The 20,787-nt window shown below is 71.1% G+C and carries 19 protein-coding genes and 1 tRNA gene; 16 read left to right on the top strand and 4 right to left on the bottom strand.

Going from position 1 to position 20,787, the window contains the following annotated elements:
- Positions 1–46: 46 nt before the first annotated feature.
- The 7 genes from AB0M59_RS06795 (at position 47) to AB0M59_RS06765 (ending at position 7,444) form a co-directional block, all read left to right on the top strand.
- Positions 47–625 carry a hypothetical protein gene (locus AB0M59_RS06795; protein WP_364609898.1) on the top strand — a complete coding sequence of 193 codons (579 nt, stop codon included), beginning with the start codon at positions 47–49 and terminating at the stop codon, positions 623–625.
- An 86-nt stretch (positions 626–711) separates the two neighbouring features.
- Complete coding sequence (locus tag AB0M59_RS06790; RefSeq protein WP_364609895.1) at positions 712–1,503, top strand: ESX secretion-associated protein EspG; 792 nt, start codon at positions 712–714, stop codon at positions 1,501–1,503.
- Positions 1,496–1,699 carry a hypothetical protein gene (locus tag AB0M59_RS06785; protein WP_364609892.1) on the top strand — a complete coding sequence of 68 codons (204 nt, stop codon included), beginning with the start codon at positions 1,496–1,498 and terminating at the stop codon, positions 1,697–1,699. Before AB0M59_RS06790 ends, AB0M59_RS06785 begins: the two co-directional genes overlap by 8 nt.
- Complete coding sequence (locus AB0M59_RS06780; RefSeq protein ID WP_364609889.1) at positions 1,692–2,483, top strand: hypothetical protein; 792 nt, start codon at positions 1,692–1,694, stop codon at positions 2,481–2,483. The genes AB0M59_RS06785 and AB0M59_RS06780 overlap by 8 nt, the downstream gene beginning before the upstream one ends.
- Before the next feature lie 835 nt (positions 2,484–3,318).
- Positions 3,319–3,924: a hypothetical protein gene (locus tag AB0M59_RS06775; RefSeq protein WP_364609886.1), complete on the top strand. Its 606-nt coding sequence runs from the start codon at positions 3,319–3,321 to the stop codon at positions 3,922–3,924.
- A gap of 149 nt (positions 3,925–4,073) precedes the next feature.
- Positions 4,074–6,242 carry a dTMP kinase gene (locus AB0M59_RS06770; RefSeq protein ID WP_364609883.1) on the top strand — a complete coding sequence of 723 codons (2,169 nt, stop codon included), beginning with the start codon at positions 4,074–4,076 and terminating at the stop codon, positions 6,240–6,242.
- The gene (locus AB0M59_RS06765; RefSeq protein WP_364609880.1) at positions 6,239–7,444 is read left to right on the top strand and encodes a DNA polymerase III subunit delta'; all 1,206 of its coding nucleotides are present in this window, start codon (positions 6,239–6,241) and stop codon (positions 7,442–7,444) included. Before AB0M59_RS06770 ends, AB0M59_RS06765 begins: the two co-directional genes overlap by 4 nt.
- 341 nt (positions 7,445–7,785) lie before the next feature.
- Here the strand turns inward: AB0M59_RS06765 and AB0M59_RS06760 are convergent, their stop codons facing one another.
- Positions 7,786–9,450 carry a hypothetical protein gene (locus tag AB0M59_RS06760; RefSeq protein WP_364609877.1) on the bottom strand — a complete coding sequence of 555 codons (1,665 nt, stop codon included), beginning with the start codon at positions 9,448–9,450 and terminating at the stop codon, positions 7,786–7,788.
- Positions 9,451–9,583: 133 nt separating this feature from the next.
- On the opposite strand from AB0M59_RS06760, the gene AB0M59_RS06755 reads away from it, so the two are divergent.
- A tRNA-Thr gene (locus AB0M59_RS06755) sits at positions 9,584–9,657 on the top strand.
- Between the two features lie 174 nt (positions 9,658–9,831).
- Here AB0M59_RS06755 and AB0M59_RS06750 read toward each other — a convergent pair.
- Complete coding sequence (locus AB0M59_RS06750; RefSeq protein ID WP_364609874.1) at positions 9,832–10,287, bottom strand: GreA/GreB family elongation factor; 456 nt, start codon at positions 10,285–10,287, stop codon at positions 9,832–9,834.
- A gap of 122 nt (positions 10,288–10,409) precedes the next feature.
- Between AB0M59_RS06750 and AB0M59_RS06745 the strand changes: the two genes are divergently transcribed.
- The 6 genes from AB0M59_RS06745 to glyA all read left to right on the top strand — a co-directional run bounded on the left by AB0M59_RS06745 (position 10,410) and on the right by glyA (position 15,113).
- Positions 10,410–10,997, top strand: coding sequence for a TetR family transcriptional regulator (locus AB0M59_RS06745; RefSeq protein ID WP_364609871.1), 588 nt, complete (start codon positions 10,410–10,412; stop codon positions 10,995–10,997).
- Between the two features lie 106 nt (positions 10,998–11,103).
- Complete coding sequence (locus AB0M59_RS06740; protein WP_364610693.1) at positions 11,104–12,309, top strand: M14 family metallopeptidase; 1,206 nt, start codon at positions 11,104–11,106, stop codon at positions 12,307–12,309.
- 30 nt (positions 12,310–12,339) lie between these two features.
- Positions 12,340–12,864 (top strand): gamma carbonic anhydrase family protein, encoded by a 525-nt coding sequence (locus AB0M59_RS06735; RefSeq protein ID WP_364609868.1) that lies wholly within the window; start codon positions 12,340–12,342, stop codon positions 12,862–12,864.
- A 39-nt stretch (positions 12,865–12,903) separates the two neighbouring features.
- A complete protein-coding gene (locus AB0M59_RS06730; RefSeq protein WP_364609865.1) occupies positions 12,904–13,326 on the top strand; it encodes a 50S ribosomal protein L11 in 423 nt (140 codons plus the stop codon).
- 1 nt (position 13,327) lies between these two features.
- Positions 13,328–13,732 carry a hypothetical protein gene (locus tag AB0M59_RS06725; protein ID WP_364609862.1) on the top strand — a complete coding sequence of 135 codons (405 nt, stop codon included), beginning with the start codon at positions 13,328–13,330 and terminating at the stop codon, positions 13,730–13,732.
- Between the two features lie 112 nt (positions 13,733–13,844).
- Complete coding sequence (gene glyA / locus AB0M59_RS06720; protein ID WP_364609859.1) at positions 13,845–15,113, top strand: serine hydroxymethyltransferase; 1,269 nt, start codon at positions 13,845–13,847, stop codon at positions 15,111–15,113.
- Here the strand turns inward: glyA and AB0M59_RS06715 are convergent.
- Positions 15,101–15,304, bottom strand: coding sequence for a hypothetical protein (locus tag AB0M59_RS06715; protein WP_364610690.1), 204 nt, complete (start codon positions 15,302–15,304; stop codon positions 15,101–15,103). The two genes, glyA and AB0M59_RS06715, sit on opposite strands and share 13 nt — an antisense overlap.
- Positions 15,305–15,986: 682 nt before the next feature.
- On the opposite strand from AB0M59_RS06715, the gene AB0M59_RS06710 reads away from it, so the two are divergent.
- Positions 15,987–17,642, top strand: coding sequence for an MDR family MFS transporter (locus tag AB0M59_RS06710; RefSeq protein ID WP_364609856.1), 1,656 nt, complete (start codon positions 15,987–15,989; stop codon positions 17,640–17,642).
- Positions 17,643–17,714: 72 nt separating this feature from the next.
- Here AB0M59_RS06710 and AB0M59_RS06705 read toward each other — a convergent pair whose 3' ends face one another.
- The gene (locus tag AB0M59_RS06705) at positions 17,715–18,233 is read right to left on the bottom strand and encodes an inorganic diphosphatase (RefSeq protein WP_364610688.1); all 519 of its coding nucleotides are present in this window, start codon (positions 18,231–18,233) and stop codon (positions 17,715–17,717) included.
- A gap of 176 nt (positions 18,234–18,409) precedes the next feature.
- On the opposite strand from AB0M59_RS06705, the gene dacB reads away from it, so the two are divergent.
- Complete coding sequence (gene dacB, locus AB0M59_RS06700) at positions 18,410–20,773, top strand: D-alanyl-D-alanine carboxypeptidase/D-alanyl-D-alanine-endopeptidase (RefSeq protein WP_364609853.1); 2,364 nt, start codon at positions 18,410–18,412, stop codon at positions 20,771–20,773.
- Positions 20,774–20,787 lie beyond the last annotated feature (14 nt).

The raw sequence follows: 20,787 nt of genomic DNA, 5'->3' as shown, positions 1-20,787 counted from the left end.
CGGGTTTCATGAACGCGTGACCACAACACCACGCACCGTGCACACGGTGACCACCAAGATCCTCAAGCCGGTCCGGGCGGCGGCCGCCGGCAGTTCCACCGCCACGGACCTGATCGACTCGCTCCCGGGCTTCGCGGGCAGCGGCGGCGTCTGCGGCGTGGCCGTCGCGGTGTTCGAGGAGCCGTGGACGTCGGCGTTCTTCGACGACCGGACGCGGTTCGGCGTCGCCGGGGACGGTCTGCGCATGTCCGGGCCCTCGCCGGGTTCGGTCGCGGAGTTCCTCGCCCTGGCGTTGACACGGCTGCCGCCTCGCCCGCCGGCGCCGGGTGAAGGGCTGTGCCTCGATGCCGACGAGCGTGGAGTGATCGAGCCCGAACAGGATTGCTTGATCTTCGATCTGATGGACGACCTGCGCCGGCCGCGGCTCGGCACCGTCCAGTTCGACATCACCCGCGACGGCTCGCGGTGGCCGTGGGAGATGCTGGCGTTCGTCGACGACGACCGCGGCCGGCACCTGGCGGCGCTGGGCAGACGCCAGGGCGGCCACCGCCGGTTCTGGTGGCTGCCCGGAAGCGTCGGCAGGCTCGCGGAGTTCGTCGAAGGGCGGGTGCCGGAGCATGCCTGAGCCGCTCGGCGACCGCTCACCGAACGATGTCACCCACTCGAACATATGTGCGAGAAATTGTCGGTGCCAGGGTGTTCAATCTAGGGGTGAACACTTCAGTCGCCGTCTTCGACGTCATCGACGAGGTCATCGCTCCGCTGTCGGCCGAGGTGCCGGAGCGGCCCTCGGTGATGGAGTTCTACGACCCCCAGTTCGAGATCCCGCCGGTGCTGGCGGAGACCGAACCGCTGCCGGGTCGTCGCTCCGCGCCCGCGCGGAACCTCGCCGACGAGGTGGAGCAGTACACCCGGTTCGTCGCCGGGATGGCCGCGATCGGCCTCGCCCCGGGTGGCGAGGTCACGCCCGAAGCGGTCGGGCTGTACCGGGCGCTGCGGGGCGGCTTCATCCGCGGCGTGGTCACCGGTGTCTTCCCGACTCGGCGCGAGCCGTGGGAGGTGCGGTTCTTCGGCGACGAGGACTACACCACGGTGCTGCACAAGCTGGGCAACCGAGCGCGCCTGCGGTCCGGCTTCCTGAGCGAGCTGCCGGGCTGGGTGTTCGACGGCCTGCCCGACCGGCCGCCGGGCCCCGGGCAGCACTTGCGCATCGAAACCGACGAGGGCGGGCTGATCCCGCGCCGGTGCGAGCGGGCGGTCGAGCTGATCCGCGAGTGCGCGGCCCGGCCGCGGCTGGGCACGGTGCTGGTCGACCTCGCGGTGCGCGACGCGATCCTGGCCGAGTACCCGCACGGCGCGTTCGGGCTGGTGGACAACGACCTGGGCCGGTACCAGTTCAGTGCCGCGGTGGGCCGGACCGGGCGCTGGACGGTCACGTGGGGTCCGGCATCGCGGAGCACGGCCGAGCAGTGGATCGTCGAGGCGGTGCAGAGCCATGCCTGAGCACGCGGAGGTGCGGACGACAGCCGGGGAGGGCGTGGACCGGGTGGTCGTGGCGGCCTCGAGGGACCTGACGGTCCGCGAGGCGATCCTCGCGGCGGCCGAGCTGAACAGCGGCGTCCCGGAGCAGCGGTGGGCGGCGCCGGCGGGCGAGACCGGTTCGGAGGCCGAGGCGGACGAGAGGCGGCGGCATGGCTGAACGTACGGCGGCCTTGGAGCTGCTCGAGCTGGCGGCCGGCCCGGTGCTGGCGGCGATGCCGGACCGCGAGCCGGTCGACCGGCTCTACAACCCGGAGGTCAGCGACCACGACATCCTGGTCCACGGCCCGGTCTCCGACGACCCCGCGGATCTGGTCGAGGAGGTCGAGCGGCACACGGCGTGGGCCGCCTGGATCGACGGCACACCGTTCGGCGTGGACGGGGAGCTCAACGAGGTCGGCTTCGAGGTGGTGTCGCTGATGCTGCGCGGTTCGGTCCGGGCGGCGCTGTGCGGCGTGTTCGACGAAGGGCCGGAGACGGCGGACATCCGCTGCTACGCGGACGGCGAGCGGGCCTTCATGATGGGTTCGCTGCCCGGCCGTACGGCGATCCACCTCGCCGACTTCGAGGAGCTGCCGGAGATGCTGGTGGCGGAGCTGCCGGAGGCCCCGTTCGGCGCTTCGCCCCGCGCGATCTGGCTGTCGGTCGACGACGACGGCCTGGTCCACGACGGCCAGGACGCCGACGTGGGCGCGATGCGCGAGCTGCTGGCCCGCCCGCGCTCGGGCACGGCGGTGCTGGACATGCTGGCGTTCGGCGGCCTGTGCGCGGAGTTCCCGGACCACGGGTTCGTCCTGGTGGACACGGACCTGGGCCGGTTCGCCCTGGCGGCCCTGGACCGCGGCGACGGCCGCCGCCAGCTGGTCCTGAGCCCCTTCAGCCGCGAAATGCTCCGCGACTGGTGCCGGAAGATGATCGACCTGGGACACGAGGAGGTGCCCTGAGAACTGGAGCGCGGCGGTGCAGGGGGAGCGGCCGCCGCCCCCGACGGCACTTGCAGCTCTCCTGCCGGCCGAGGTCGGGTCGCGCAGTCCCGGCCGGCGCAACGCCAGCCGAGCCGGCGGTCCGGCAATGCTGGCGCGTCAGCATTGCCGGGCCCCGGTACGCGGCCGCCCGATCGCAACCGGCGTGGATCCGTCGCTGGGGAGCGTCCGGCAGGCCACGCCGGCCGCTGACTGTCCCCGCGCCCAAGCCGGTTGGTCGCGCCGTAGCCGGACGGCGACCGCGCTCGCGCGGGCCGTGCTCTAGCCAGCCGCTGCCAACTCGCCAACCGGCACCGGTGGCCGGTGCGGTCTCAGTCGGCTTGAATCCGTCGCCGCGAAGAGCGCCCAGTCGGCCAAGCCAGCCGCTGCCGGCGGCGGCCCGGTCCGGCCCACGTGCCCGAGCCGGCGCGGGCACGCCAACCGAAACAGGCAGTCACCACGCTCCCGCAACCCGCTGCTCCAACCAGCCGCCACCGACCCGCCGACCGGCGCACCCCACTAACCAGTCGCCTCCAGGGAAACCCGTCCCCAACCCGACCGAAGACCGGCAAACTGGTCACCGAAGGCCCGCCCTTGGCCAGCCCCTCCCAACGGCCCTTGTGACCCGACTCACTACGATCCGTCACCATTGGCGGTCGACCGAACCACCGTCTGACTGGACACTGCAGGGGGTTCGGGCACGGGCTTGCGCTGCGTGACCGACCCTCCACTGGAGACAGAGCCATTGGGCGGATGCGTTATCCGCCATCGTCGCTACCCTGGAAAGGCGAGGACATTCAGTAGTGAGGTGGTCACCATGAGCGCGAACGGTGAGGCTCCCTTCTTCAATGCCCCCGAGCTCACGCAGCGCGACGGCACGTTGTCCGAAGCCCCCGGCGAAATGTTCGCCGACCCCGTCTCGGGACTGGTCACAGCGGCCCCCGAGCCACGCACCGCGGTCGCCAATGGCCACGAGCCCGCTGCCTTCCCGGTAGCGGGGCCCGTGCCGCCCGACGAGGAAGCCGTGCGGCGGATGGTCGAGGAAACCCTCCGGGAGGAGAACGCCTCGACTCCGAAGGCGATCCCGCCGGCCGGCACCACGAGCAGCGTCGGCGAAGACGTGGCGCCGCCGATGGGGCTCCTTCCGCGCCAGCGGAACCGGCGGCGGACGTGGCCGAACCGGCCGCCGCTGCAACGGCCCGTGCGGCAGAAGGCACCCGCCGACGACGACTTCGACGAAGACCTCGAGGTGGTGCCCGTCAAGCGGCGGCGCCTGCCGTCGATGTCGATGCCGGCGTTCAGCCGGCCGTCGTCGAGTGCGGCGGGGGTCATGCTCGCCGTGGTGTTGCTGATCGTGTTCGGAGTCGTCGCCATCGAGCTGGTGTCCAGCCTGGTCAGCAGCGTGACCGGACTGTTCGACTAGCGTTCGATCGCTGTTCCCCACCCCACCGGCACCTCGGGGCCGTCCGCGAGGCAAGGGCCGATCGGGCTACTCTGGCTTCACGGTCGGGCGACCTCATGATGGCGTCCCGGCACCGCGGTGACTAGTGGGGTGGGCGTATCAGCGAGGGCGTGCGATCGGTACCCGGGGCCGGCCCGGGTAGGTCGTCGGGCGCCGAGGCGTCCACGATCAACCGGGTCCGGCGGGTACTGGCGATCAAACCGTTCCGGCGCCTCTGGGGTGTCACGTACCTGTGCAGCGTGGCCGACTGGCTGAACATCCTCGCCCTCACCGGCCTCGCCACGAAGCTGACGAACAACTACTTCGCGCAGAACTTCGCCTTCGTCGGTGTCGTGCTGACCGGCCTGGCGCCGGGGCTGCTGTTCGCCCCGGTCGGCGGGCTGCTCGCGGACCGGTTCGACCGCCGCAAGGTCATGATCGTGGCGGACCTGCTGCGCTGCGGCTTCCTGCTGTCCATCGCCTTCGTCAGCGCGCCGTGGTGGCTGCTGGCCGGCAACTTCCTCGTCGGCAGCGCGGCGAGCATGTGGATCCCCTCGAAAGAGGCCGCGGTCCCGAACCTGCTCCGCCGGCCGGACCAGGTCGAGACCGCCAACCAGCTCGGCATGGTGATGACCTACGGCCTGGCCGTCGTCACCGCGGCCGGCGCGAACGCGATCATCACCGGCGTCAACACGACGTTCCACCTGTTCTCCGGCGACCCGAGCCTCAACATCGCGAAGCTGGTCGTCGTCATCACCGGCCTGCTCTACCTGGCCAGCGCGATCCTCATCGCCACCCGGATCCCCGAGCTTTCGCTGCGCAACGTCCACGCGCTGCCGGAGCAGAAGGTCCAGGCGGCCGACGAGGAGAAGCTCGGCATCGGCAGGATGATCGCCGACGGCTTCCGGTTCATCCGCAGCACGCCGCTCGTGCGCGGCCTGCTGGTCGGCGCCTTCGGCGCGTTCGCGGCCGGCGGCGCCGTCATCGGCTCGGCCAAGCCGTACTCCTCGAGCCTGCTGGCCGGCGACTCGGCGTTCAGCCTCCTGGTGCTGGCCGTCTTCCTCGGCCTGGCCTCCGGGATGGCCTTCGCGCCCAAGCTCTCCCGGCGGCTCCCGCACGACCGGCTGTTCGGCGTCTCGATCATCGCGGCCGGGCTCTCGCTCGCGCTGGTGGCGTTGTCGCCGCACCTGTCGATCTCGCTCATCACGGTGGTGCTGGTCGGCTTCTGGGCCGGGACGGCGTTCCTCACCGGTGTCACGATCATCGGCTCCCGTGTCGAAGACGCCATCCGCGGCCGGATCAACGCGATCTACCAGCTGATGATGAAGCTGGTGCTGTTCGGCACCACGGTCACGGTTCCGGTCCTGGTCGGTGTGGTGGCGCCGCGCACCATCAACGTCTGGGGCAGCCCGGTCACGATCGACGGCACCCGGCCGATCATGCTCGCCGGCGCCGCGATCGCGCTGGTCGCCGGCCTCTTCGCCTACCGGCAGATGGACGACAAGCGCACCGAGCCGATCCTGTCGGACCTGCGCAACGCGCTGCGCCGCACGCCGAGGCGAGTCAACGGCTTCCTCATCGCCGTCGAGGGCACCACCGCGATCAACACCGCGATCCAGGCCGTCAACCTCGCCGACTGGATGCGCGGCGGCACCCGGCCCGTGGTGGTCGCCGCCGATCCGGCGCTCGACGACAAGCGGCTCACCGCGCTCGTCTCGGGCGCTTCGCTGACCGGCGCGAGGGCCCAGGCGCTGGCCGCCGCCGCGGTGCGGGCCGACATCGTCGAGCGGCACGTGCAGCCGGCGCTCGACGCCGGTTCGGTCGTGGTGATGGAACGGTTCGTCGACTCGCCGCTGGCGCACCTGTCGGCCGTCGCCGGGCTGGACAGCGACGAGCTCGAAGGCCTCGCCGACTGGGCGACCGGGCGGCTGCGGCCGGACCTGACTGTCCTGCTGGACTCCGCCCCGCACGGCGCGCCGCGCGACCGGGCGACCGCGATGAACGACCAGTGGCGCGTCCAGCACCTGCTCACCGAGATGGCCGCGGCCGACCCGGAACGGTACGTCGTGATCGACGCGGACGGCACCGACACCGAGGTCGCCGAGCGCATCCGCACCGCACTGCGCGCCGTGTTCGTCGGCCGGCTGTCCGCGCTGGCCCCGACGGCCGGCACGCCGGCCACCGGAAACCCGGCGACCGCCGACGGGCCGGCGACGGACCTGCCGTCGACCCTGCCGCTGGACCTCGACGACCCGCTGCCCGTCGAAACCCCGGAAGAGCCTCGCGTGGAGGCGAAGTGACGACGACCGAACGCATCGGCGTCTGGAACCAGCTGGTCGGCCAGGAGCCCGCGGTCGAAACGCTGGCCTCGGCCGCGGCGGCCGCCGCGAAGATCGTCGCCGGCGAGCCCGCCCCGCCCGGCGCGATGACGCACGCGTGGCTGCTCACCGGCCCGCCCGGGTCCGGCCGCTCGGTGGCCGCGCGGACGTTCGCCGCGGCCCTGCAGTGCAGCACCGGCACCGGCTGCGACGCCTGCCCGGGCTGCCACACGACGATGGCGGGCACCCACGCCGACGTCCGGCTCGTGGTGCCGGAAGGCCTGTCGATCTCGGTCGCCGAGATGCGCGCGCTGGTGCAGGCGGCCGCGCGCCGCCCGACCACCGGCCACTGGCAGGTCGTGATCATCGAGGACGCCGACAGGCTCACCGAAGGCGCGTCGAACGCGCTGCTGAAGGCCGTCGAGGAGCCGCCGGAGCGCACGGTCTTCCTGCTCTGCGCGCCGTCGGACCACCCCGACGACGTCTCGGTGACCATCCGCTCGCGCTGCCGCCTGGTGACGCTGCGGACCCCGCCGCCGGAAGCAATTGCCGACGTCCTGATGCGCCGCGACCACGTCGACCCGGAGCGCGCGCACTGGGCGGCTTCGGTGTGCGGCGGCCACGTCGGCCGCGCGCGCCGCCTCGCCACGGACGAGGCCGCCCGGCACCGGCGGGCCACCGTGCTCCGCATCCCGCTGGGCCTGCGCCGGCCCGGTGACGTCTTCACCTGCGCCGACCAGCTGATCAGCGCGGCGGAGGCCGACGCGGGCGAGGCGAGCAAGGGCCGCGACGAGGACGAGCGCAACGAACTGCGCACAGCAATGGGCGGCGACGGCATCGGCAAGGGCGTCGCCGGCGCGAAGCGGGCCGCGGAAGCGGCGGTCAAGCAGCTCGAGAAGAAGCAGAAGTCCCGCGCGACGCGCACCCAGCGCGACACGCTCGACCTGTCCCTGATCGACCTGGCCGGCTTCTACCGCGACGTCCTGGTGACGACGACCCGCTCCGGCGCGACGCTCAACCACCCCGACCACGCCGACCAGATCGCCGAAGCGGCTTCGGCGTGGACACCGGAATCGACGCTCCGCCGGCTCGAAGCGGTGCTGGAATGCCGCGAGGCGATCGACCTGAACGTCAAGCCGCGCATCGCCGTCGAAGCCATGGTCACGACTCTTCGCCAGGGCTGAGGTCCGCCCGAAAGGACATTGTTCCGGGTACGAATTCCGGTGACCCTGGATCCGTTGCGGTTTCCGCGCGGGCAAGGGTGGTGTGGCTGACGGTCCGGCGCGGAGCCGCGTTCGGCCGGTTCCTGGGCTTTGCGCTGCTGTGGCTGGTTCTCGGCTTGGGCGCTGTCCGGCACCGACCGTGAGGTCGTCGACGAGTCGCTCGCCACCCTCCGGACGCCGCGGCCGGAGCCGGCCAGGCTGCGCCGCGCCCTGGCGGCCCTGGGCACCTGACGAACGAAGAACCCGCCAAGAGCCGGAGCTCTTGGCGGGTTCCTCCACTGCCCCCCGGGGGCTGTCTCAGGTCACTCGCGCGGACGCGGTGACGGCTTGAACGGCTTCTCTTCGACCGTCACGGCCAGCGGACGACGTCGCGAACCCGGCATCGCGGCCACCATGACCACGCCGAGCAGCAGCATCGCCGTGCCCCACCAGAACAACGGCACCGTGTCGTACGCGCCGCCGGTGTAGGCGAGGTTCTTCACCGGCCCCTTCGGTGCCTGGCCGCCCGCGGGCGGCGTCGACGCGGTCCCGCAGACCACGCCGCCGGTCGGGGCGTAGGCCCGCGCCACCTGCTCGCCGAGCGACAGCTGGGCCAGCGACGACGGCAGGTTCTTCGCCTGGTCGTCCGGCAGCAGGCTCTTGAGCTTCGCCGTCGGCAGCAGCTGCAGGTCGAACAGCCGCGCCGACGCACCCAGCTGGAAGCCCTTGAACGGCGTGGTCATCTGCGCCGACTTCTGGTCCAGCCCGGCGATGCTCAGCCGCAGGACGCCGAGGTCGAGCACGGTCCCCGCGGTGTTGCCGACCTGCTGGATGCCCTTGGTGAGCGTCGAAACCAGGCCGCCGACCACCGGGATGTCGTTGAGCTGCCCGAACTGGTCGCTCAGCCCGGCCAGCGGCAGCCCGATCGGGATGTCCTTTGTCGGGTGCGCCGCGTCCAGCGTGTACAGCGTCTTCCCGGCTGCCTCGATGGTCAGCACCGGCGCGGAATACTCCACCTTGGACGTCTTCGCGTCGCCGGTGGAGGTCACCTTCAGCGTCGGCTGGCTGGCCACCTTGATGCTCAGCGCCAGCGGCGTGCCCTTGAGGATCTCGATGTCCGCGGCCTGCAGCGTGGACGTCGACTGCACGGCCTTGTTCTTCGAGCCGGGCACGTCGACGAGCTTCACCTGCGAACGCGACGACAGCGTGTTCGGCAGGCTCAGCAGCGAGCCGTTGCCGTTCGCTGCGGTCTGGCCGCCGCCCTGCAGCAGGCCACCGAGGCTCTGCAGGCCCTTGGTCAGGTCGAACCCGCTCGCCAGCGTGCTCGGGTCGAGCTTCGGCTTCAGCGCGTCCAGTCCCAGGTTCGGCATCGACGGGATGACGTTCAGCAGCGACAGGCTCGCCACCGACGTGCTCGCGTCCGCGATGGTGTCGACGCACGGGCCGAGCGTCGGGCTCCACCGCGCGTGCGCGCTCCCGTTGAGCAGCCCGATGTTCAGCAGCGGATTCGGCGGCGCGTTCAGGCCACCGCTGATCGGCTGCGGGTTGTCCGGCAAGGCCGTCTGCACGACGCTGCCCGGCGTCTGCGGCGCGTTCCCGCCCACCGACAGCCCGAACGGCGACGCCTGTGCGATCGCCTTCTCGTAGCTCAGGTAAGCGTCGGAGTTCGCCGACGCGCTCGACAGGCCCATCCCGGCCTCGAGCGCGGACTGCTTCGGCAGCGTCTCCCCGAACCCGGGCAGGATCGTGCTCGTCGGCACGGCGTTGGGCAGCAACCGGATGATGCCGAGCGCGGTCCCCGCGTCCCCGACGGCCTGCCCCAGCGGCTGCGGCCCGATCGGCGCCGAGATCGGCGCCTGCCCCGGGTTCGCCGGCTGCGGGATCGGCGTCGTCGGATAGGTCGGGTCGGCGTTCGCGGGCGCCGCGCTGAACAGGAGCAACGCCGCGGCCGCCGGCAGGGCCACCGAACGGGGCAGTCTTCGCCGCATGTGCCAGAGCCTCCAGATAGGTCGACCGGGGAGTGAGACCGACGTCATAGGGCCCTAACGACAGTCCCCCCGGAAAGTGACGCTGACAGCCTCCGCTACACTTGCTGACGTCGCCAGCGCGAGCCGGTGGCATGCCGCCTTAGCTCAGTCGGCCAGAGCGATTCACTCGTAATGAATAGGTCAGGGGTTCGATTCCCCTAGGCGGCTCAAGCAGAAGATCAGGGACTTTCCGGATTCCGGAAGGTCCCTGTTTGCGTTGCGACGTACGCGAAGTCCGCCGCGGCGGGAGGAATCTCCTCGGGGGAACCACCCTTACGGGTCAAATTCAGACAGCGAAAGCCGCCTCCCGGGGGAGACGGCCTTCGCTGCGGGGGTTGGGGCTTACTTGGGCGGGGTCACCTTCAGCACCGTGGCCTTCGCGTCGCCTCGGGGGGTTCGGTAGGTGATCTCGTCGCCCGCCTTGCGGCCCACCAGGGCCAGGCCCAGGGGGCTGTCGGACGTGATCGCGTCCGCGTCCTCGCCTGGGACCGTCACCACCTGGAACGTCTCTTCGTCGCCGTCCGCGAAGCGGAGGGCCACCGTTGTGCCGTCGGGGAGCTGGGCGTTGCCGTAACCGCCGTGCTCCATCTTCGCGGCCAGGTCGGCGATCTGGCGGTCGAGTCGCGCCGCCGCCTCCGCGCGGTCGATCACGTCCGCCTGGTCCGCCGCGTCGCCCGTTCGCTCCTGCTCGCCGGGTTGCGGCGCGAGAGCGGCCCGTTGCACGCGGAGGTTCGCGATTTCCTTCTCCAGCTGGCTGCGCGCAGCCGGGCTGAGCCCCTTGTCCCCTGAGATCACCATGCGCGCATTGTCCGCTGCGCGGACCGGGGTGGCCAATCCGGTTTTTCACCCCGAGGCCACCCGCGGGACGTCTGCCCTAGGATTCGGGGCTGCCGTCCAGGAAGAAGGTAACGAGAATCACCGTGAGCGCAGTCCCCGGTCGCAGCGAGCGGCTCTCTCCCAACCAGCTGGCCAAGCAGGAACAGATCGTCGAAGCCGCGCGGGTCGTCCTCGCGCGCGACGGGCTCGCCGGGTGCACCGTGCGGGCCATCGCCGACGCCGGGCCGCTCACCAAGAGCGCGATCCACTACTACTTCGCCGACATCGACGTCCTCATCGACCGCGCCATGGCCGCGCACATCACCGCCTTCGCCGCGGGGTTGCGCGAGGTCGCCGCGAAGCACGACGAGCCCCGCGAGCGCCTCTTCGCCGTCCTCGAGGAGTACCTGAGCGTCTTCGCCGCCAACCCGAACGCCGCGTTCCTCTGGTTCGAGTACTGGATCGCGGCCGGGCGCGCGCACCACCCGCAGGCCATCGACGCCATGCTCTCCTCGCTCACCGAGCTGCTGGCCGAGCTGCTCGCCCCGCTGGACGTCGACGACCCGCGGGCGCGGGCCCGTGCGCTGCTGTCGTACCTGCTGGGCACCGTCGTCCAGCAGCGGGTGCGCCCGCGGCCGTTCGCCACGCTGCGTGCCGACATCGAGGCGCTCTGCTTCGCCAACTACGGCTAGAAACGCCCTTTAGATCCGTAGACGTACGGATTGTGCACTACGTCCGGCTCCGGCCACTCTCGGAAAACCCCCGAGAGCAGGAGACGTGATGCGCTCACGAACGTGCCTGGCGGCGGCCGCGGCCGCCCTCTTGATGCTCACGACCGGCGGTCACGCCGGTGCCGCCCAGCCCACCGAACCGCAGGTGTACGAGGTGACCGGCACCGGCACGGCCCAGCTGCGCACCGAAGTCGCCCGGACCGGCGCCGACATCCTCGACACCGAAGGCGCGACGACCACCGTCATCGCCAACCCGGGCGAAGCGGCCCAGCTGCGGGCGCTCGGCTTCGGCGTCAGAGCGCTCTCCGCGGTCAACCGGCCGCAGGGCACCGCGACCGTCGAGGACTTCCCGGCCGACTACACCGGCTACCACACCTACGCCGAGACCCAGACCGAGCTGCAGAAGGCCGTCGCGAACTACCCGGCGTTGACGAAGCTCGGCAGCGCCGGCAACTCCTACGAAGGCCGCGCGCTGTCGCTGATCAAGATCTCCGACAACGCCGCGACCGACGAGAACGAGCCGGAGGTGCTGTTCACCTGCAACCAGCACGCGCGCGAGCACCTCACGACCGAGATGTGCCTGCGCATCGTCCAGCGGCTGACCAGCGGGTACGCCACCGACAGCGCGATCAAGCGGCTCGTCGACAGCACCGAGATCTGGGTCGTCCCGAGCGTCAACCCGGACGGCTCCGAGTACGACATCTCCGGCGGCACGTTCCACAGCTGGCGCAAGAACCGCCAGGGCCCCGGCACCGACACCAACCGCAACTGGGGCTACAAGTGGGGTTGCTGCGGCGGCTCCTCGGGCTCGACGTCCAGCGAGACCTACCGCGGCACGGCGGCGTTCTCCGCGCCCGAGACCCGGGCCGTCTCGAACTGGGTGAACTCCCGCGTGGTCGGCGGTGTCCAGCAGATCAAGACGCACATCGACTTCCACACCTACTCCGAGCTGGTGCTCTGGCCGTTCGGCTACACCTACGACCGGACGGCGCCCGGGCTGACCGCCGCCGAAGCGACGAAGTTCGAGACGCTCGGCAAGCAGATGGCGGCGACCAACGGCTACACGCCGCAGCAGTCGAGCGACCTCTACATCACCGACGGCAGCGTCAACGACTGGATGTGGGCGACGCACAAGATCTGGAGCTTCACCTTCGAGATGTACCCGAAGGGCAGCAGCCCGGGCTTCTACCCGCGCGACACCCAGATCGTCCCGCAGACCACGCGCAACGACAAAGCCGTCGACATCCTGATCAACGCGGCGATCACGGGCTGAGCGCGCGCGGGGGCGGTTTAGGGTGCGGGCATGCCTCTGTTCTCGTTCGAAGGGCTCAGCCCGCAGGTCCACCCGGACGCCTTCATCGCCCCCACCGCCACGCTCATCGGCGACGTCGTCGTCGAAAAGGACGCTTCGGTCTGGTACGGCGCCGTGCTGCGCGCCGACTTCGGCAAGATCATCGTGCGCGAAGGCGCCAACATCCAGGACAACTCCGTCGTGCACGTCAACGTCGGCAAGGTGTGCGAGATCGGCAAGAACGCCACCGTCGGCCACCAGTGCCTGGTGCACGACTGCACCGTCGGCGAGCAGGCCCTGATCGGGAACGGCTCGACGATCCTGGACGACGCGAAGATCGGCGAGCGGACGCTGGTCGCGGCCGGCGCGACCGTGACGCCGGGTACCGAGGTGCCGTCCGAGGTCGTCGCGATGGGCAGCCCGGCCAAGAAGTTCGTGCCGCTGACCGACTCCGCACGGCTGTGGGTGGAGCACAACGCGCCCGTCTACCAGGACCTGGCGAGGCGGCACAAGGCCGGCGCCAAGCCCCTGGATTGAGTTTGACTCTCCAGTAACTGGAGACTCTAGCTTCGGGGCATGGCTCCGAAGAAACTCACCCACCAGGTCACCCTCGAACTCGCCGCGGGCAACGCCCCGGTCGTCGACCTCGGCAAGATGCTGGGGCAGACCGGGGTCAACCTCGTCGAGATCAAGAAGGCCTACGACGCGGCGACGGTGGCCCAGCGCGGCGACATCGTGCCGGTGGTCGTCTCGGTGTTCGAGGACCGCTCGTTCGCGCTGCGGCTCAAGACGCCGCCGACGTCGTTCCTCATCAAGAAGGCGTTGGGGGACAAGGGTTCTTCACGACCCGGGCACGAGGTCGCCGGCAAGCTCACGACGCAGCAGCTGCGCGAGATCGCCGAGCGCAAGCTGCCGGACCTGAACACCGCCGACGTCGAGATGGCGATGCGCACGATCGCGGGCACGGCCCGGTCCATGGGCGTCGTGGTCGTCGACTGACGTGCGCAAGCACGCGGTCGTGCCGCCGTTCCACGCACTGGATCCCGAACTCGGGGTGGCGGAACGGTTGCTGCGCAAAGGAAACGCGCAGCTGTGCGGGATCGCCGCGCAGCTGCCCGACGAACACGCGGCCGCGCGCCGCCTCAACGCCGTGCTGGCCGAGGCGGGAGCGCGGCCGCGGCTCGTCGACACGGGCGCGACTTGGCGGATCGTCTACGTGACGTCGTCGGTGAGCGAGAGCGAGCTGGCGGCGGGCGCCGCGGGACTCGCGGAGCTCGTCACGGTCGGCGGCTGGCGCCGGGTGAAGCGCTGCGCGACGTGCGCCCGGCCGTTCTGCGACCGCACGTCGGGCTGCACCCGCAAGTGGTGCGCCGAACACCGCCGGGCCCCGCGCGCGGTGGACTAGGCTCTTCCCCGCAGCAGCGACTGGCGCCATCGAGGTGGAGCACCACCGGGAAGCGACGACGAGGCCGGCACCGCGCGCCTGGGTGAAGGCCACTCCAGAGCCGGAGTACGCCATGACACACCAGCCGAAACTGAACGCACTCGCCGCCGCCGACCCCGCGATCGCCGGGCTCGTGGAGGACGAGGCGAAGCGCCAGCACGACAAGATCCGCCTGATCGCCTCGGAGAACTACGTCTCGCAGGCTGTGCTCGAGGCGACCGGCACCGTGCTCACCAACAAGTACTCCGAGGGGTACGCGGGCAAGCGCTACTACGAGGGCCAGCAGTTCATCGACCAGGTCGAGTTGCTGGCCATCGAGCGCGCGAAGGCCGTGTTCGGCGCCGACCACGCGAACGTCCAGCCGTACTCCGGGTCTCCGGCGAACCTGGCCGTGTACCTGGCTTTCGCGCAGCCCGGCGACACGGTGCTCGGCATGGCGCTGCCGGACGGCGGCCACCTCACGCACGGCTGGAGCGTGTCGGCGACCGGCAAGTGGTTCAACCCGGTGCGCTACGGCGTCGCGAAGGAGACCGGCCGCGTCGATCTAGACCAGGTGCGCGACCTCGCACGCCGGCACCGGCCGAAGCTGATCTTCGCCGGCGGCACGGCGATCCCGCGCACGATCGACTTCCCGGCGTTCGCCGAGATCGCGCGCGAGGTGGACGCGGTCCTCGTCGCCGACATCGCGCACATCGCCGGGCTCGTCGCGGGCGGCGCGCACCCGTCGCCGGTCGGGCACGCGCAGGTGATCACGACGACGACGCACAAGACCCTGCGCGGCCCGCGCGGCGCGATGATCCTTTCCGATTCCGAGCACGCCAAGGCGGTCGACAAAGCGGTGTTCCCGGGTCTGCAGGGCGGCCCGCACAACCACACGACGGCCGCGATCGCCGTCGCGCTCGGGGAGGCGCAGCAGCCGTCGTTCAGCGACTACGCGCACACGATCGTCGCGAACGCCCGCGCGCTGGGCGACGCGCTGCTCGCCTGCGGCTACGACCTGGTGTCCGGCGGCACGGACAACCACCTGCTGCTGATCGACCTGACGAACAAGGGGGTCGCGGGCAAGCCGGCCGCGCAGGCCCTCGACCGCGCGGGCATCGAGCTGAACTACAACACGGTGCCGTTCGACCCGCGCAAGCCGTTCGACCCGTCGGGCATCCGGCTCGGCACGTCCGCGATCACGACCCGCGGTCTGCGGCCGGAGCACCAGGTCCAGGTGGCGGAGTGGATCGACCGCACGATCACCGCCGCGGCCGCGTCCGACGAGTCCTCGCTCGACACCATCGCCGCGGAGATCCGCGAGTTCCTGGCGCCGTTCCCGATCCCGGGCTACTCCGCCTGACGCAGGATTTCCACGGCCTTTTCGTGCAGGGCCGGCGCGGCGGCGAGGAAACTGCCGGCCGACGGCGTCCACGGGGCGCCGTCGGCGGTGGTGACCACCGCGCCGGCTTCGCGCGCGATCAGGGCCGCGCCGATCAGGGCCGCGCCGACCAGGTTCGTCGCGTCGGTGCCGTACTGCCAGAAGAGGTCCAGCCGCCCGGCGCCGACGTCGGCGACCTGCCACGACGTCTTCGAGCGACGTGGGTGGGGGTGCCGGCCGCCGGATGCCGGCAGCCAGGGTTTCCACGATGTCGATCACTGATTTCCGCATGGGCCGAGGTGCTCGGCCTCTCGGCGCGCACCGTCACCCGGGTCATCGCCCGGCTCAAGACCGATGGGCGGCTGAGCGTCGTCTGCGTTCCCGATCCGGCGCACGGCCTGCGCGGCGCGATGCTGCTGCGGGTCAAGGTGCTCCGCGGCCGGACGCCGGTGATCGCCGATGCCCTGGCCGCACCTACGCGAACATCGACGTCGCGGCGCGCGGCCTGACGGTCGACGCCAACGTCTGGATGACCGTCCCGCCCGGCCGGCTCGACGACGTCGGACGTGCGCTGGCGCGGCACCCGATGGTCCACGGCACCCGCGCCACCACGGGTGTCACGACCTGATGGCCGCGGTGTGGTGCCGGGACCTGAGCGACCTCTACACCTTCGTGACCAGCCTCGATGTGCCGTCCGCGGAGGTCACCGTGGTCGCGCGGGCCGTCAAGCGAGGCGGGAGACCGGGCTCACAGAATATTTGATTGCACGATACAAGCTTCCGCGGAATACTTGGCTGAGGCAAGTAGTTGAGGGGTACAAGCAACTACAGCGAAGGCTGACCGAGGGAGACCACCATGAGCGACACCACCACGGCGGAAGGAGCAGCCGCTACGAACGGCAAACTGTCCCACCGCCAGATCCTGACCGTCCTGTCCGGGCTGATGCTCGGCATGTTCCTCGCCGCGCTCGACCAGACGATCGTCTCGTCGTCGATGCGCACCATCGCCGACGAGCTGCACGGCCTGTCCCTGCAGGCCTGGGCCACCACGGCGTACCTGATCACCGCGACGCTCTCGACGCCGCTGTACGGCAAGCTGTCCGACCTCTACGGCCGCAAGCCCATGTACCTGACGGCGATCTCGCTGTTCCTGGTCGGCTCGCTGGCCAGCGGAATGGCGACGTCGATGTACGAGCTCGCCGCGTTCCGCGCCTTCCAGGGCCTCGGTGCCGGTGGCCTGATGTCCCTGGCGCTGGCGATCATCACCGACATCACCGCGCCGCGTGAGCGCAGCAAGTACCAGGGCTACTTCATGGCCGTCTTCGGTGTCTCGAGCGTCCTGGGCCCGGTCGTCGGCGGCTTCTTCGCCGGTGTCGACTCCTTCGCCGGCATCACCGGCTGGCGCTGGGTCTTCCTGGTCAACGTCCCGATCGCGCTCGCCGCGCTGGTCGTCGTCACCAAGGTGCTGAACCTCCCGCACACCCGCGTCGACCAGAAGGTCGACTACTGGGGCGCCGTCGCGCTGGCCACCGGGCTGGTGCCGCTGCTGATCGTCGCCGAGCAGGGTCGCGAGTGGGGCTGGGGTTCGGCCGCGTCGATCGCCATGTACGTCGTCGGCGGGCTGGGCGTGGCCGCGTTCGTGTGGATCGAACGCCGGATGGGCGACGCCGCCCTGCTGCCGCTGCGCCTGTTCAAGCGGACCGTGTTCCGGATGGCGACGCTGGTCACCGTCGTGCAGGGTGCCGGGATGTTCGGCGCGATGATGTCGCTGCCGCTCTACCTGCAGATCGTCAAGGGCGCGACGCCCACCCAGGCCGGCCTGCAGATGCTCCCGCTGACGCTGGGCATCATGGTCGCCAGCCTGACCAGCGGCCGCCTGATCGCGAAGACCGGGCGCTACAAGATGTTCGCGGTGGCCGGGATCGGCCTGATGGCGGCGGCGCTGTTCGCGCTGTCGACGATCAGCGTCGACACCTCGCTGTCCTTCGTCATGGTGATCGCCTTCGTGATCGGCCTCGGCCTCGGCGCCTCGATGCAGACGCTGGTGCTGGCCGCGACCAACGACGTCCGTCCGCAGGACATCGGCGTCGCCACCTCGGCCGCGACGTTCTTCCGGCAGATCGGCGGCACGGCGGGCACCGCGGTGTTCCTGTCGATCCTGTTCGGCACGGTCGGCGACCGGATCGCGAACGCCATCCGCTCGGCGATGACCACGCCGGCCTACACGTCGGCGCTGGCGCAGCACCCGGAGTTCGCGAAGCAGATGCAGAGCGGCCTGGACGTCAACGACACGTCGTTCCTGTCCTCGCTCGACCCGACGCTGGCCCGGCCGATCCTGCAGGGCTTCGCCGAGTCGATGAGCACGGTGTTCCTGGTCGGCGGGATCGTGCTGACCGTCGGGTTCGCGCTGGTGTGGTTCCTCAAGGAGAAGCCGCTGTCGGACAAGTCGGCGATGGAGCAGCGCGCGGAAGCCGAGGCGGACGCCGCTCCGGCTCTGGCCCTCGCGCACTGACCCGCTGAAAAGCCGTAAAGGCCCCCTACCGGCCATAAGAGCCGGTAAGGGGGCCTTCACGGCGTTGGGGGACTAGTGCGCCGAGCCGCCGTCGGCCGCTTCCTTGGCCAGGCGGTCGGTCTCGCGCTCGTACGACCGGGCGATCTCCGCCTCGGCCTCGGTGCGACCGACCCAGGACGAGCCTTCGACGCTCTTGCCGGGCTCCAGGTCCTTGTAGACCTCGAAGAAGTGCTGGATCTCCAGCTTGTGGAACTCGTTCAGGTGGTGGATGTCGCGCAAGTGCTCCAGGCGCGGGTCGGCGCTCGGGACCGCGAGGACCTTGTCGTCCGGGCCCTTCTCGTCGGTCATCCGGAACATGCCGATCGCGCGGCAGCGGATCAGGCAGCCCGGGAACGTCGGCTCCTGGACGAGGACCAGCACGTCGAGCGGGTCGCCGTCCTGGCCGAGGGTGTCGTCGATGAAGCCGTAGTCGGCCGGGTACTGCGTGGCCGTGAACAGGGTCCGGTCCAGCTTGATGCGGCCGGTCTTGTGGTCGACCTCGTACTTGTTGCGCTCCCCTTTGGGGATTTCGATCGTGACGTCGAACTCCACGCCTGTCCTCACTGCTTCTTCATAGGTCCCGGCATGCCACGCGTCGCGGGCGGCAACCTTCATGACTGTCTTGACGTCTCCTAGTGTGGACTACGCCCTGCGCCGGGGTCGCATCGATGTCGGCCCGGACGCATGTGAGCTTGGCCCCTTGCGGGGCAGGTGAGAAGGAGTGGTGGGTGCCGGAAAACGACCAGCCGAGGTGGCCTTCGTCGGACGAAGACCGCTCGTCGTCCGGCGCGCGGAAGACCACGCCGATGTCGCTGCCGGACCCGCCGGCGAAGGCGCCGGGGGAGTCTGGCGTGCCCAAGGTCACAAGCAGTGAGGCGCCGAAGGGATCGTGGTTCGCGCCGAACGTCGAGCCCGAGCCGATCCCGGGTTTGAACGCCCCCGAGGAGGAGCCGCCGCCCTCGCCGGCCCCCGCCAAGCAGGACCTGGCCGACCGGCTCGGTTCGCGCGAGCCGAAGCAGAAGCCGGCCGAGGCCGAGCCCCAGCCGGAGCCCGTCTCCGAACCGGCGCCGGTCGCGGAGAGCACCCAGTACATCGAGGTGGAGAAGTCCGAGGCGCCGGGCGCGGAAAGCACTCAGTACATCGAGGCGAAGCCGAAGCCGGACGCCCAGAGCACCCAGCAGATGGAGTCGCCGAAGGCGCCGTGGGTGCCCGTGGAGCGCGGCGTCTGGCCAGGTGAGCAGCGGGATCGTCACGACGAGCCCCAGCCCGAGAAGCCCGAAGGGCAGCCGTGGCGGGAAGAGCTGCAGCAGTGGCGCGAGGAGCAGCAGCGCCGCGAAGAGCAGCTGAAGCGCTCGGAGCCGCAGCGTCGTGACGAGCCCCAGCAGCAGCGCGCCGACGCGCCCTGGGCGCAGCGCCTGGATGTCCCGGACGACCGTGTCGCCGAACCGGACGGCCGGCGGACGGGGCTGCCGCCGGAGCCGCCGCGCGGGGTCGTCCCGCCGGCGTCCGCCGGGTCATTGGCCCGGCCGATGCGGATCGAGCCGGACGGGCAGCGGTTCGACGCCGAGGCGACCGTCGGGATCGAGCGGCCCACCCAGTTCCCCGGGGCCTTCCAGCAGCAGCCGCAACCGCGGAACGAGCCGCCCGCGGAGCCCCCGCCGCCGGCCGAGCCCGCGTCCGCCGAGGAGCCGCCGAAGAAGAAGCGGCGCAAGGGCAAGATCATCGCGCTCGTCGTGGTCGTCCTGCTGGTGCTGGCCGGTGGCGGGATCGCCGCCGCGATGCCGAAGGTGTCGAACCGCCTCGGCCTGCCGTGGGCGCCGAACGCGCCGAAGGGCGACAGCCCGGATCCCGCCGCGGCCACGCGCAAGCTGCAGGGGCCGGACACGTCCGGGCAGGCGCCGACCGCGAACGGCGTCAAGTCCGTGCTGGCCGGCCCGGCCGGGAACAGCGCGCTCGGCCAGCTCAACGGCAGCGTCGTCGACCCGGTCAGCGGCACCACGCTCTGGGACCACGGCTCGTCGTCGGCGGTGACCCCCGCGTCGACGACGAAGGTGCTGACCACCGCCGCCGCGCTGCTCGCGATGGACCCGAACACGCGGCTGTCGACGAAGATCGTCCAGGGTGCCGACCCGGGCACGGTGATCCTGGTCGGCGGCGGCGACGTCACCCTCACCGCGCTGCCGCTCGGTACGGAGTCGCCGCTGTACCCGGGTGCCGCGCACGTCGACGACCTCGTCGCGCAGGTGAAGAAGGCCAACCCGAACGTCAAGAAGGTGCAGGTCGACCTGAGCCTGTTCAAGGGCGCGACGACGGCGCCGGGCTGGGCCGCGGGCGACGCGCCCTCGACGTTCGCGACGCAGATCGGGTCGGTGATGGCCGACGCCGGGCGCCAGGACGCGAAGAACAACAACTCCATGCGCGTGCCCAACGCGGGCAGCGCGCTGGCGTCGACGATCGCGTCGAAGCTCAGCGCCTCGGGCGGCGGCCAGGCGGCCGCGCCGAAGGACGCGAAGGTCCTCGCCGAGGTGAAGTCGGCGCCGCTGACCGAGCTGGTCTCCGACACGATGGAGCTGTCCGACGACGTCCTCGCCGAGGCCCTCGCCCGCCAGGTGGCGCTGGCGACCGGCCAGGAGGCGACCTTCGCCGGCGGCGCCGCGGCGACGATCAAGGTGCTCAAGGAGCACGGCTTCGACACCACCGGCGTCAAGCTCTCCGACGGCAGCGGCATCTCGAGCGAGAACAAGATCCCGCCGAAGCTGCTGACCCAGCTCATGGCGGCCGCGGCGGCGCCGGAGGGCAAGAACCCGAACACCGCCAGGCTGCGCGCGATGCTGGCCGGCCTCCCGGTGGCCGGCGGGTCCGGCACCCTCGCGGACAAACGGTTCGAGACGCCGGCGTCGCAGGCCGGCCGCGGCTGGGTGCGGGCGAAGACGGGCACGCTGACCGGCGTGAACACGCTCGCGGGGCTGGTCCTCGACCAGGACGGCCGGGTGCTGGTGTTCGCGTTCATGTCCAACGGCTCGGACCAGCAGCCGGGCCGCGACGCGATCGATGCTCTCGCCACGAGCCTGCGAAAGTGCGGGTGCTCGTAGCGGCGGACGCCGAA

Source organism: Amycolatopsis sp. NPDC051371, from assembly GCF_040682155.1.
In the GTDB taxonomy this organism is placed as follows: domain Bacteria; phylum Actinomycetota; class Actinomycetes; order Mycobacteriales; family Pseudonocardiaceae; genus Amycolatopsis.
This window is presented reverse-complemented; position numbering and strand designations above follow the sequence as displayed.